The sequence below is a fragment of the Tateyamaria sp. ANG-S1 genome (assembly GCF_000814025.1).
Classification (GTDB): domain Bacteria; phylum Pseudomonadota; class Alphaproteobacteria; order Rhodobacterales; family Rhodobacteraceae; genus Tateyamaria.
In genome coordinates this window covers 124,352-137,708 of sequence record NZ_JWLL01000003.1, presented here as the reverse complement: position 1 = coordinate 137,708, position 13,357 = coordinate 124,352, and the positions used below count along the sequence as shown (strand labels likewise).

At 61.1% G+C, this 13,357-nt stretch carries 11 protein-coding genes; 7 read left to right on the top strand and 4 right to left on the bottom strand.

Annotation, left to right across the window (positions count from 1 at the left end; translation table 11 throughout):
• Positions 1–52: 52 nt before the first annotated feature.
• Positions 53–1,003, bottom strand: coding sequence for a glutathione S-transferase C-terminal domain-containing protein (locus RA29_RS02510; protein ID WP_039682650.1), 951 nt, complete (start codon positions 1,001–1,003; stop codon positions 53–55).
• A 156-nt stretch (positions 1,004–1,159) separates the two neighbouring features.
• Between RA29_RS02510 and RA29_RS02505 the strand changes: the two genes are divergently transcribed.
• Positions 1,160–1,906: a YebC/PmpR family DNA-binding transcriptional regulator gene (locus tag RA29_RS02505; RefSeq protein WP_039682648.1), complete on the top strand. Its 747-nt coding sequence runs from the start codon at positions 1,160–1,162 to the stop codon at positions 1,904–1,906.
• A 169-nt stretch (positions 1,907–2,075) separates the two neighbouring features.
• Here RA29_RS02505 and RA29_RS02500 read toward each other — a convergent pair whose 3' ends face one another.
• Positions 2,076–3,029, bottom strand: a complete 954-nt coding sequence (locus RA29_RS02500; RefSeq protein ID WP_052249428.1) for an SDR family oxidoreductase — start codon at positions 3,027–3,029, stop codon at positions 2,076–2,078.
• Positions 3,030–3,157: 128 nt separating this feature from the next.
• On the opposite strand from RA29_RS02500, the gene RA29_RS02495 reads away from it, so the two are divergent.
• Positions 3,158–4,066 (top strand): LysR family transcriptional regulator, encoded by a 909-nt coding sequence (locus RA29_RS02495; RefSeq protein ID WP_039682646.1) that lies wholly within the window; start codon positions 3,158–3,160, stop codon positions 4,064–4,066.
• 65 nt (positions 4,067–4,131) lie between these two features.
• Here RA29_RS02495 and RA29_RS22275 read toward each other — a convergent pair whose 3' ends face one another.
• Together RA29_RS22275 and RA29_RS02485 are read right to left on the bottom strand one after the other, a co-directional pair.
• Positions 4,132–6,039, bottom strand: a complete 1,908-nt coding sequence (locus RA29_RS22275; protein ID WP_082029406.1) for a Hint domain-containing protein — start codon at positions 6,037–6,039, stop codon at positions 4,132–4,134.
• 696 nt (positions 6,040–6,735) lie between these two features.
• Positions 6,736–6,972, bottom strand: coding sequence for a hypothetical protein (locus RA29_RS02485; protein WP_039682644.1), 237 nt, complete (start codon positions 6,970–6,972; stop codon positions 6,736–6,738).
• Positions 6,973–7,435: 463 nt separating this feature from the next.
• Between RA29_RS02485 and RA29_RS02480 the strand changes: the two genes are divergently transcribed.
• From RA29_RS02480 to betB, 5 genes are all read left to right on the top strand, one after another.
• Positions 7,436–8,338, top strand: coding sequence for a DMT family transporter (locus RA29_RS02480; RefSeq protein ID WP_039683831.1), 903 nt, complete (start codon positions 7,436–7,438; stop codon positions 8,336–8,338).
• Between the two features lie 86 nt (positions 8,339–8,424).
• Complete coding sequence (gene betI / locus RA29_RS02475; protein ID WP_241462535.1) at positions 8,425–8,985, top strand: transcriptional regulator BetI; 561 nt, start codon at positions 8,425–8,427, stop codon at positions 8,983–8,985.
• Entirely contained in the window at positions 8,982–10,490 is a 1,509-nt protein-coding gene (gene betC, locus RA29_RS02470) for a choline-sulfatase (RefSeq protein WP_039682641.1), read from the top strand. The genes betI and betC overlap by 4 nt, the downstream gene beginning before the upstream one ends.
• Before the next feature lie 88 nt (positions 10,491–10,578).
• Positions 10,579–11,760, top strand: coding sequence for a BCCT family transporter (locus RA29_RS02465; protein WP_039683826.1), 1,182 nt, complete (start codon positions 10,579–10,581; stop codon positions 11,758–11,760).
• A 57-nt stretch (positions 11,761–11,817) separates the two neighbouring features.
• Positions 11,818–13,269 carry a betaine-aldehyde dehydrogenase gene (betB, locus tag RA29_RS02460; RefSeq protein WP_039682639.1) on the top strand — a complete coding sequence of 484 codons (1,452 nt, stop codon included), beginning with the start codon at positions 11,818–11,820 and terminating at the stop codon, positions 13,267–13,269.
• Positions 13,270–13,357: the final 88 nt, after the last annotated feature.

Sequence of the window (13,357 nt, the reverse complement as noted above, 5' to 3'; positions counted from 1 at the left end):
CGCCCCGGCGCTTGCGCGCCTCCCCCGAGGTATTTTTAGCCAGAAGAAAGGGCTAGTCGGGGCGTGGTATTGTGCGGTGGGGTGGTTGGGTCCAGTTGACCTTGGGGCCGGCGGGGATGATGCCCAGCGGGTTGCGCAGCTCGGATGGGGAGAAGTAGCCCGCTTTGTAGATGTCGGGTTTGACGGTGTCGGCCACGCCGGGCAGGGCGTAGAGCGCGCGGGCGTAGTCCCAGAGCGCGGGGTAGTCGCTGAGTTTGGCGAGGTTGCATTTGAAGGCGTAGTGGTAGGCCATGTCGAAGCGGGCGAGCGTGGGAAAGAGGCGGAGGTCGGCTTCGGTAAGTGTGTCGCCTGTGAGCGTTGTGTTGTTGGTGAGGTGGGTTTCGAGTTCGTTCAGTGTGGCGAAGAGGTCGGTGACGGCGGTGTCGTACGCCTCTTGCGTGCGGGCGAAACCGGCGCGGTAGACGCCGTTGTTGATTTTTGCGTGAATGAGGGTGTTCCAGCGGTCGATCTCTGCCTCGTGTTCGGGTGGGCAGAGGCGGCGGTGTGGGTCGAAGCCGGTGCCCAGCATCCGCACGATGTCCGCGCTTTCGTTGGAGACGATTTGTTCTGCTTCTTTGTCCCAGAGGACCGGGACCGTGATCCGGCCCGTGTAGGCGGGGCGGTGGCGGGCGTAGATTTCGTGCAGGGCGGTGGCTTGCAGTTCGGGGTCGGAGAATGCGCCGTCTGTGTCGAAGACCCAGCCCTGGTCTGTGCGGCGGGGTTTGGCGATGCTGATCGTGATCGCGTCTTGCAGGCCGAGGATGGCGCGGATCAGCAGGGTGCGATGTGCCCAGGGGCAGTTCCACGCCACGAAGAGGTGATAGCGGCCTGGGTCGGGGGTGAAGGGGCCGTCGGGGGTGATCCAGTGGCGCAGCGTGCTTTTGGCGCGTTCGTAGGTGCCGTTTTGGGTGGTGCCGGGGCCGGGGTCTTCGGCCTCGTACACGCCGTTGATCATCACGCCCATGGGTTGCCTCCTGTTTGTGTGCTTGCAAGGTAGCGGCGGTGCAGGCGTGCGCCACGCACGGGGGCTCTGCGCGGGTGCACAGGGTGGCCTTGCCCCGCCTGCGTGCGATGTCCTATAGACGCCCGGACCACCGAATTTGCGAGACAGGAGGCGCGCATGGCCGGGCACTCAAAATGGGCGAATATTCAGCACCGCAAGGGGCGTCAGGACAAGCTGCGCGCCAAGCTGTTTTCGAAGCTGTCGAAGGAGATCACCATCGCCGCCAAGATGGGCGATCCCGATCCCGACAAGAACCCGCGCCTGCGTCTGGCCGTGAAAGAGGCCAAGTCGCAGTCGATGCCGAAGGATAATATTGATCGCGCGATCAAGAAGTCTGTGGCCGGTGAGGGCGAGGATTACGAGGAAATCCGCTATGAGGGTTATGGGCCCAATGGTGTGGCTGTGATTGTCGAGGCGATGACCGACAACCGGAACCGGACGGCGTCGACCGTGCGGTCGACCTTTACCAAGAATGGCGGGAACCTGGGCGAGACGGGCAGCGTGGGCTTTATGTTCGACCGCAAGGGGGCTGTGAGCTACCCGGTTGAGGTTGGTGACGCGGATACCGTGATGATGGCCGCCATCGAGGCCGGGGCCGAGGATGTGGAGAGCACCGAGGATGGGCATGTGATCTGGTGTGCCGACACTGATCTGAACGAGGTGTCCAATGCGCTGGAGGCCGAGTTGGGCGAAAGCGAGAGCACCAAGCTGATCTGGCGTCCTACGACGACCACCGAGATGGACCTGGAGGGCATGCAGAAGCTGATGAAGCTGGTGGATGCGCTGGAGGATGACGACGACGTGCAGACCGTTACTACCAATTTCGAGGCCAGCGACGAGGTGATGGCGCAGCTTGACGGGTAGGGCGCGCTTTGCCCCCGCGTTGGGCGGAGGTGGTGCGTGTAGCAGTCGAATGGGCTGCTTGAACGAGGCCACTCGGCGACGATCACCTTCTGTCGCATTGCGTATCTCCAAATAGACTGAGCCGACCCTGTTTCCGGGATCGGCTCGTTCCTACCTCCGACGTCGGATGTCAGGAGGTGTAAATGGCGTTGTATCCAAGCGCCAAATCCAGAGAGACGCCGGAGATTGACGCGCCCGCCTGTCCGGCGAGGAACAGCGCGGTGTTGGCAATGTCTGCCGGGGTCAGCGCGGGGCGGTCGCCCACAGGCAGCATCGGATTGATCGCCGCATCCTGTTCCGCTGCTGTGGTCACGCCCATGGCTGCCATCTGCCCTTCGGACCGGTACATTGGAGTGTCGACCGGACCGGGTGCGATTGCGTTGACGGTGATATTGTCGGGACCGAGTTCGATCGCCGCTTGCTTGGTCAGGCCAATCACGGCCCATTTGCTGGATGTGTAAGCGCCGTTGCCGGGGACGCCCTGTCGGCCGCCAATGGAACTGATCGAGATCAGCCGACCACCGCCGCGCTGGCGCAGCGCAGGCGTGGCGGCGCGGAAGGTGTTGGCCACACCCCAGACATTGACGTCCAGAACACTTTTCCAATCCAGCGCGCGCCCGTCGGCAAAGCCGTGCCAGCGCACATAGCCTGCATTGGCGACGGCGATGTCGAGACCACCAAAGCGCGTGATGGCCTGCGAGACTGCGCCGTCCATATCGCCCTCGCTGCGCACATCGCCCCGGATCTGGGCGACATTCGGGTTGATTGCCCGCACAGCTTCGAATGCCACGTCGAATTCTTCGCTGTTGGCGATGCGGAACCCTTCGACCGGCGGCACGGCGGACGGGTTGGCCACATCAAGCATCACGACGGAGGCGCCGTGTCGGGCGTATTCTTCTGCGATACCGCGACCGATGCCGCTGGCCGCGCCGGTGATGAGTGCAACCTTGCCTTCGAGCGTGCCGGATGGGGCGGTCTGGGCGAAGGCGCCGGTTGCTGCGGCAAGGCCAGCGCCCGCGGCGGCGGCCCCTGCGATGCCGGAGGTCAGAAGGCTGCGGCGGGTGGTGTCGATGTGATCGGTCATGTTTTCGCTCCTTGGTTCTGGGCCCCGTTTCCGGTTGTGGCCCGTTCATGTCTGAAGCGAATATGTGCCCGTTGCCGTTGTTCGATAATCAGCTATCTTCTGGATGGCCTGTTAAGTCTGGCTAATGAATGAAGCGAACCGATCTTGATGGCGTGCTGCCCCTTCTTGCTGTTGTCGAGCACGGCAGCTTTCGCGCGGCGGCCAGCGCGCTTGGTGTGACGCCGTCTGCCGTCAGTCAGGCGGTCAAACTGTTGGAAGAGCGGATCGGCGTGCCCCTTCTGACGCGCACGACCCGGAGTGTGGGGCTGACGCAGGCGGGTCGCGTTTTTGTGGATCGGGTGCGGCCAGCGCTGGCTGAGGTGAGCGACACACTGGCGTCGATCCGCGAATTCGGAGAACGCCCCTCTGGCCTTTTGCGCATCAACGCGCCGCGCATCGCCTATCCGGTCATCTTTGAGCCGGTGCTTCCCGCCTTTCTGGAGGCCTACCCTGATGTCGAGGTCGAGGTGTTCCTTGACGATGGTCTTGCCGACATTGTGCGGGATGGGTTTGACGCCGGTATCCGGCTGGGCCGGATGGTGGCGCCGGACATGATTGCGCGCGCGCTGACGTCGCCGTCTCGCATGGTGGTGTGTGCATCGCCGGCGTATCTGGTTAGGCACGGCACGCCAGAGACACCGGATGATTTGGCGCATCATCGCTGCATCAATTTCCGCCGCCCGACACAGAAGACGATCTATAACTGGCGCTTTGTCGAGAGGGGGGAGGACCGGCACGTCCCCGTTCATGGATCAGTGACCGTCAACGATCCGAACGCCAAGATCCACGCGGCACTTGCGGGGTTGGGGCTGGCCTATGAGGTTGGTCCGATTGTGCAACCGCATCTTGATCGCGGCGATTTGGTGCAGGTTCTGGAAGGTCATTTGCCGGATATTCCCGGGTTCCACATCTATTACCCGGGGCGTGCGCAGATCATGCTGAAACTGCGTGTGTTCATTGATTTTGCCGCTGCCGCGCTGCGCACGTCACAGACCTAGCGACACATCCCGAAAGCCGTCATTTGCCATAGGGGGCTTTTGCGCTTGAGGTGGTCAGCGGCATCCTAGCTGAATGACAGCAGGTCCTTGCTGTTCTTCTGATGTCGCTGGACCAGGTTTTTCATCTGCTTGCCCTTTTCGGGGATGAACCGCGCGCTTGTCGGGGCGTAGTCGGGGTCGAGGATTTCGGGGAACAGTGCCGCGATTTCCTGTTGTGCATCCGGGGACACGGACTTGAGCGCTTCGGGGCCGGTATACAGGCTTTCTGTCGGCGCCCCGTTTGAAAACACGATCTCGTGGTGGTCGAAGAGCATGTGGAAATATGCGACGTCGTGCAGATCGTCGACAATGTCGATGCCGTCGATGTCCAGCAGCTTGATGGCGGGTATCAGGACCTCATCCGTGTCAAACATCCTGATCGCGATTGTGGAGCGTACTAGGACGCGGTGTTGCCGGGAGACCGTGAGATCGCTGGCGGGCAGGCCGCTTCCCAATGCCCCGGCGCGGATGCGGATGGGCCGCAGCTTTGGGTTTTCGGACAGCGTGTCGGCAGGCACCTGTGTGCCGCCGATCCACTGGACGCGCTGATAGCCGTTGTCCATCGTCAGGACACGGTCGCCAATCTGCAAATCCTCGATCAGACGCTCACCGTTGATTGTTTTGATCAACGTCCCCTTGGCGAAGCAGACGACGTTGGTGTTGTCGAATGTCAGATCGTCGCCTGCGACCGCGTTGCCAGTGCCGTCCAGCAGGGTGAGGTCGATGCCTCCGATCTCGGTCGTGTAGTCGGTGCCGTCGATGATGCCGTCCAGTCGGCCGTCGGCGGCATCGGCCCGCATCATGGCAAGCGCATTTCCGAAGTTGCCGCCAACCCCGTTCACAGTAGTGAGCGTTGTTGTGTTGTAGAAGCCGCTGAGGTCTACGAAGTCGTTGTTTGACTGGTCGCCGTCATTGATCGAGCCGGTGTTGCCAAAGTTAAAGTCCGTAATGACATCTGCGCCTTCACCGGCGCCTTCGTTAAAGATGTCATTGCCGAGGCCGCCGGTGACCGTATCGTCACCCGTGAACAGGTTGAAGATGTCATCGCCTGCGCCGCCGTCGAGCAGGTCGTTGCCCGCGCCGGAGTTGAAGACATCATTGCCTTCGCCGCCGGTGACCGTGTCATCGGCATCGCCCCCGGTGAAGGTATCGTTGCCTTCGCCAAGATCGATTGTGTTTGACGATCCCACGGCGTTGAAGACCGTGACTTGGTCATCATCCGCCCCGGCATCGATGTTGACGGTGATGACACTGCCTGTGACCGTTATCGCGTCGTTTCCGGCGCCACCGCTAAAGCTGCCGCCATCGCCATCATCGGTGATGAAATCGTCGCCCTCACCGGCGACGACGTTGTCGAACCCTTCGCCGGTGGTAATCGTATCATCGCCCGCGTTGGCGGCGACGTTGGCGTCTTCCAGATCTGTCGGGCCCGCGTAGTCCGGTCCGTCGATCGTGGAAAAGAGGCCAACCTGTCCGCCCGCCTCATAGTAGATGATGACGATTTCGTGCTGGCCGGGCCCCAGCGTTATACTGCCGGTTTCGATCGTCCCGACGGGCCGCGCCGCGTCGCTTTCGACGACTTCCTGGCCGTTCACATAGAGCCGCGAGCCGTCGTCGGAATTGAGCGTGAAGGTGTATTCGCCGCCCGTTTCGACCTCGAGTGTTGTCGAGATGCGGATGCCGAAGAAGTCGTCGTTGTTTCCAAGTGTGCCGGACTGGGTGGGCAGGTTCAGGGTGTTGGACGTGCCCGCATTGTAGACTGTCTGTCCGGGGCCCAGAGAGCCATCGGCGATGTTGAAGCCCGCAGCGGCCAGGCTGTTTTCAGACAGGCTTGGGAATTCGATCCATTCAAACCAGAAATTACCGTCCCCGAACGTGTTGTCCGGGTTCTGATTGACACCGCCCGTATTGTCGCTGCCCCTCACATTCGTCATTGTCAGTGTCCTTCAACTCTTAAAAAAAATGTGGCTTCCCTGAAAAACACGCCGCTTTGGCAGCAGGAGCGAAATGGGCGTTACTTTTGAGATGGCTTTTGTTCAGCAATGACGGACCTTGTTGATGTGGCGGCGACCGACGGCCAGAAGGGCGCAATTTCATTCACCCTCGTGCCGGAGGACGGCACAAAGTCAGAATTCAAATGGGGGTACCTGAGCCGATACACATAACCGCACTACACGTTTGGGTTGAAGGTTATGGCGGGGTAAACCGTCTTTCAAGCGCTTGGAATGTATCGATATGTCGGTGGCATGTTTTCGCGCAGGGCCGCGGTTTTGCTGGGCGCACCATGTGCGCCGTACCGCGCCGACGGCACGGTGCGCGTATCCCGGAAAGGGCCGGATTTCTGGGAAAAAGCACGAATTTTGGTTCCGCTGTACGGCGTGTAATAGAGCGTCGCGCGCGCCTGTCGTCTGGCTGTTTTTTATGCATTCCGTCGCGATGAAGTGCGGGCTTTCCCCTCAGTCTGATCCGGGCCGCGGCATTGCTGCCATGGACGCACGTTGCGGGATCGAAGGTCGGGGCTTGAGTTCAGGCATGTGCGCTTGCGAACACTGAACCCATGACATCAAAACGCCGCCCTTGGATATGGGGCGGCGTCATTGTATTGTTATGAAAATTTGATCTGAGCCGGATTAGAAAAACAGCTGCCGGGCCACCTGGCTCCAGCTTTGGGTGCCATCGGCATGGGGGGCAGGGGTCTGGCGGCGCAGGCGGCGCATCAGCCCTTTGAGATCATTGAGCCGTGTGCGAGCAGCGGCACCGCCCGCGCGGCTTTGCACGGACAGGATCTTTTCCTGGGTCTGGAGCGCAGCCTCGATCAATTCGAGGTCCTGCTTGGTCAGATCAACGGTATGTCTATCGTCAAGCATCGGATTTCATCCTTGTTATCGTTGACCAGCATATGGCGTCTGTAAGGTCATACGCCAATCATCAAAGATCAGATCAACGTGATACCTGTGTCAGATGACATCTGCTGGCAGTAGGAATGCGTGATATTGCACGCGGGTCGCCAGCATATAGGAAGTGTTTACCGAGAATACTCTGCACATTTGCGCAAGGCTGCTGTGCAAAAAACGTATGGCTCGTGCGGGGTTGCGGTGCGGAGTTCATATCGATGCGTCCTTTGGGCTTGCTGTGTGAACTCAGGTATTGCGCTTTCGTTCCCGGATGTTTTGTGTCGCTGTTGCGGATCCTTGCCATCCGAGCGTGACGGCGCTTGTCTTGTGACACGCGGTTTCAGTGATGCAGATGCTTTCTGCCGTGCATGACTGCCATCTGTTGCTGCTGCTGTCGCGCCTTGTGCTTAACCCCGCTTTTGGGGTTGATGGGCGCATGAACTCTTCCCCCTCTCGTCCGCTTGTTGCCATTTTCTGGATGCTGGTGACTGGCTTTTGCTTTGTCGCGGTCACGGCGCTGGTGAAATATATGGGCGACCGCATTCCCCCGGCTGAAGCGGCGTTTTTGCGGTATTTGCTGGGGCTGGTGTTTCTGCTGCCGATGTTGCCCGCGTTGAAGGCGGCGCATCTGACGGGGCGGCAATGGAAGCTGTTCACGCTGCGGGGGGCGTTTCATACCGGTGGCGTGATCCTGTGGTTCTTTGCCATGACCCGCATTCCCATCGCCGAGGTGACGGCGATGAACTACCTCGCGCCCGTGTACGTGAGCATTGGCGCGGCTCTGTTTCTGGGAGAGCGGTTGGCGTTGCGCCGGATTGCGGCGATTGCCGTGGCGTTGATCGGGACGGCGGTGATATTGCGCCCCGGGTTTCGCGAGGTGGCGCCGGGGCATATCGCGATGCTGTTCTGTGCCGTCAGTTTTGCGGGGTCGTACCTGCTGGCCAAGATCATGGCGGATGAGGCGAAACCGGCTGTTGTCGTGGCGATGCTGTCCATCGTGGTGACGATCTGTTTGGCCCCCTTTGCGCTTGCCAACTGGGTGTGGCCGACGGGGTGGGAGCTGGGCCTGCTGTTCCTTGTCGCCTGTTTCGCGACCGCCGGGCATTACACGATGACAATGGCCTTTGCCGCGGCCCCCGTGACCGTCACGCAGCCGGTGACGTTTTTGCAATTGGTGTGGGCCGTGTTGCTGGGCGCGCTTGTCTTTGCCGAGCCGGTGGATGTCTGGGTGATCCTGGGCGGGTCGCTGATTCTGGCTGCCGTTTCTTTCATCACCTGGCGCGAAGCGGTGCTGAAACGTGCGCCAATCACGCCGCCCAGCCCGGCGACGAAACTGTGACGGGTTTTGTTGATTGACGGGTCAATAAAAAACCGGCACGTTACGCCGCATCTTTGCGAATGGGGGTGCATGTGCCGAAAATTGGGATGGAACCGATCCGTCGGGCGGCGCTGGTCGAGGCGACGATTGCCGAGATCGGGGAGGCCGGGTCGCTTGATGTGACCGTGGGCCAGATCGCCAAGCGGGCGGGGATGTCCTCGGCCTTGGCGCACCATTATTTCGGCGGTAAGCACCAGATTTTCCTGGCGGCTATGGCGCAGATCCTGCGCGATTTTCGCAAGGAGGTTGTCGAAGAGCTGCGCGGCGCGCGGACATCGCGGGAACGGGCAGAGGCGTTGATTGCGGCCAGCTTTGCGCCATCGAGCTTTGCGCCAGCGACCGTGGGCGCGTGGATGACGCTCTATGCGCAGGCAACGACCCATCCTGAGACGCACCGTTTGCTCGCGTTGTACCAACGGCGTTTGCGGTCGAACCTGACCTATGCGCTGAGGGGGCTCAGCTGTGATCCGCGTGGGGATGCCGAGATGTTGGGGGCGCTGATTGATGGGCTCTATCTGCGGGCGGCGTTGTCGAAGGATGCGTCGCGCGATGCGGCGCAGGCGACGGCCTTGCGGGCGCTGGATACCTTGACGGGGGCCTATCAATGACGCGGCCCAACATCCTGATTTTCATGGTGGATCAGTTGAACGGGACGTTGTTTCCCGATGGTCCTGCCGAGTGGTTGCACGCACCGAACCTGAAGAAGTTGGCAGCGCGGTCGACGCGGTTTCGGAACGCCTATACCGCCTCGCCGCTGTGCGCGCCGGGGCGTGCCGCGTTTATGTCGGGGCAGTTGCCCAGTGCGACTGGCGTCTATGACAATGCGGCTGAGTTTCCGTCATCGATCCCCACCTACGCCCACCATCTGCGCCGCGCGGGGTATCAGACGTGCCTGTCTGGCAAGATGCACTTTGTCGGGCCAGACCAGTTGCACGGGTTCGAGGAGCGGCTGACCACGGATGTGTATCCACCCGATTTCGGCTGGACGCCGGACTATCGCAAGCCGGGCGAGCGGATTGACTGGTGGTATCACAACATGGGGTCTGTCACTGGCGCGGGGGTGGCCGAGATCACCAACCAGCTCGAGTTTGATGACGAGGTGGCCTATCACGCCACGCGCAAGATCTATGATCTGGGACGAGGGCATGATCGGCGCCCGTGGTGCCTGACTGTCAGCTTTACGCACCCGCATGACCCTTATGTGGCGCGTAAGAAGTATTGGGACCTCTACGAGGATTGCGAACACCTGATGCCGGAGGTGGGGCCGATCCCCTATGAGGATCAGGACCCTCATTCGCAGCGCATTCTGGATGCCAATGACCGGGATAACTTCACGATCTCGGATGAGGATATTCGCCGGTCGCGTCGGGCATACTTCGCCAACATCTCATATCTGGACGACAAGATCGGTGAGGTATTGGAGGCGCTGGAAGGCACGCGGCAAGAGGCCATCATCCTGTTCGTGTCCGACCATGGTGACATGCTGGGCGCGCGGGGGCTGTGGTTCAAGATGTCCTTCTACGAAGGGTCGTCGCGGGTGCCGTTGATGATTGCGGCCCCGTCGATGGAGCCGGGGCTGGTGACTGACCCGGTGAGCAACATTGATGTGTGCCCGACGCTCTGTGATCTGGCGGGTGTGGACATGTCCGAGGTGATGCCGTGGACCACTGGGCAATCGCTGGTGCCGCAGGGGCAGGGTGTGGAGCGCACCGAGCCTGTTGCGATGGAGTATGCGGCCGAGGCGTCTTATGCGCCGATGGTGTCGCTGCGCTATGGCAAGTGGAAGTACAACCGCTGTGCGCTGGACCCGGACCAGCTGTTTGATCTTGAGGCTGATCCGCATGAGTTGACCAACCTTGCGGATGTGCCTGCGCATCAGGGTACGCTTAGCCAATTGCAGGCCAAGGCAGATGCGCGGTGGGACCTTGCGCGTTTTGACGCCGACGTGCGCGCATCGCAGGCGCGGCGCTGGGTGGTGTACGAGGCTTTGCGGCAAGGTGGGTATTACCCCTGGGATTACCAGCCGCTGCAAAAGGCATCCGAGCGCTACATGCGCAATCATATGGATTTGAATGTTTTAGAGGAAAATCAGCGGTTTCCCCGCGGAGAATAAACCATCGCATGAAGACCCTTGGCGTGGGCAGACGATGGGTTCTTACCAAGCGCCACAGCCAACGGGTCAACATGGAGGGACCTATTTTATGCTTACGACAATCATTTCTTTCGGGGTGATCCTGGCCTTTGTGCTGGTTGCCTTTGTCACCATCAAATACTGGAATGTGCGCCTGACCGGGCCGCAACCGGTCAGCCTGTTTGTCTTTATCGCGATCCTGTTCACATCCGGTCTGGATGTCGGATTGATCATGTTCCCGATCGCTTTTGACTTCCCGCTTTATGCCGATACGGCGGCGGAACCGGCCTATGCGTTTACCAACCCGCTGGCGCTGGAGTTCGGGTTCTGGGGCTTTCTGATCTGGGCGTTCTACTTCCTGACCGCATTCTATTTCTGCGCCATCGAGCCGCGCGTGAAGTTCTTTGAGAACGGGATCGTGAAGCTGATCAACAACATGGTGATCATCACGACCTGTGCGTTCACCGGCGCGCTGTTCCTGATCTACATGCCTTACTACATCCCCGAAGTGGGCGACGGCGAGACGGTGATCCCGGCCTTTTACGTCATCTGCTTCCTGGTGATCCTGGCGGCGTCCTATTCCTCGACCGACATCAAATACGTGAAGATCCTGTCGGTCGCTTCGACTCTCGTGTTCTTTGCCCTGATTGCCGGCATGTGGATCAATGCGGGCATGGGCTTTGGCGAGTTCCTGAGCACCGGCAGCAATATCGGCGGGTACTTTGCCAACATCCACAAGTTCATCATTCCGCTGACGGATTATCACGAGTTCTACCTGTTCTGGTGGTTTGCGTGGTCGATCATGATCGGGCAGTTCACCTCGCGCTTCGTGGGCGGGCTGCGGACATGGCAATTGCTGGCCGCACTCCTGATCTTTCCGTCGATCCCTTTGGGCATATGGTTCACGGTGGCCTATTGGTATCACCTGAACAGCATCGACATGACCGGGCTGGTCAATTGGTCGATGACCGTTGTGGGCATCCTGTTTGTCATCAACTCGTTTGACTCGCTGATCCGGCTTTACACCGACAATCTGAACGTGACCGCCGACCGCTACGGGAAGGTGCAATACGTGCTGGGCAACGCCGCACTGCTGTTTGTGCTGACCTTGCTGTTCCAGAGCCAGTGGTTGCAGATCCAGTGGGTCGGGACCGCGGTCATCGGGATGTATGTGGCGTGCCTGGCCTGGGTGCTGACCCGCCGCGAGACGCTGGGTGATTTGCGCAGCATGCACGCCGCCCCCGCAGAATAGACATCGCGCGGGCGACGGGTGTGGCCCGTCGCCCCGTACAACACCATGAGGAATTGAATGCAGACCCAACCGACAGCGAGCCACTTCATTGGTGGCGCTTATGTGGAAGACACCGCGGGCACGCCCATTGACGTGATTTATCCGGCGACGGGAGAAGTCATTGGCCGCGTCCATTCCGCGACGCCCGCGATCATTGATCAGGCGCTGACATCCGCGCGCGCGGCACAGGCCGAGTGGGCCGCGATGACCGGGACGGAGCGGGGCCGCATCTTGCGCCGTGCCGCCGACATCCTGCGCGCGCGCAATCACGAGCTGTCGGTGCTGGAGACCTATGACACCGGCAAGCCCTATCAGGAGACGAGCGTGGCTGACGCCACAAGCGGGGCCGATGCGCTGGAGTATTTCGGTGGTCTGGCCGCAAGCCTGACGGGCGAGCATATCCCGCTGGGTGAGGACTGGGTTTACACCCGCCGCGAACCTTTGGGCGTGTGCGTGGGGATCGGGGCGTGGAACTATCCCACGCAGATTGCCTGCTGGAAGGGGGCACCTGCGCTCGCCTGCGGCAACACGATGGTGTTCAAGCCGTCCGAGACGACGCCGCTTTGTGCCTTGAAAGTGGCGGAGATTCTGCACGAGGCGGGCGCGCCCGCGGGTGTTTACAACGTCGTGCAGGGCTTGGGCGATGTGGGGGCGGCTTTGGTGTCCGAGCCCCGCGTTGACAAGGTGTCGCTGACTGGCTCGGTGCCCACGGGGCGCAAGGTCTATGCCGCCGCTGCGGCCGAGATGAAGCATGTGACCATGGAGCTTGGGGGCAAGTCGCCGCTCATCATCTTTGACGATGCCGATCTTGAGAATGCGGTGTCGGGCGCAATCATGGGCAACTTCTACTCCTCCGGCCAGGTCTGTTCCAACGGGACGCGGGTGTTTGTGCAGTCGGGCATCAAGGAGGCGTTTCTGGCGCGTCTGACCGAGCGGCTGGGCAAAGCGGTGATCGGTGATCCGCAGGATCCCGAGACGAGCTTTGGCCCCATGGTCAGCGCGCGGCAGACGGAGATTGTGCAGGGCTACATCGCCAAGGGGCAGGACGAGGGCGCGCGGCTGGTGACTGGTGGCAAGCGGGTGGAGCGGGACGGGTTCTTTTTGGAGCCGACCGTTTTCGCCGACGTGACGGACGACATGACCATCGCGCGGGAAGAGATTTTCGGTCCTGTCATGGCGGTTTTGGATTTCGAGGATGAGGCCGACGTCATGGCGCGCGCCAATGACACGGAGTTCGGGTTGGCTGCCGGGGTGTTCACACGCGATCTGACCCGTGCGCACCGTGTTGCTGCCGGGTTCGAGGCGGGAACCTGTTTCATCAACAGCTACAATGACGCGCCGGTCGAGGCGCCCTTTGGCGGGGTCAAGGCCTCGGGCGTGGGGCGCGAGAATTCGAAGGCGGCCATTGAGCACTACAGCCAGGTGAAGTCGGTCTATGTGCGCATGGGCGATGTGGAGGCGCCGTTTTGATGGGTCGGGACGCCCTTTTTCGGAGCGCGCCCGCCCACCCACCCCGCACTCCGAAAAAGGGCGGGCAGGGGGCGGATGTTGCGCGAGT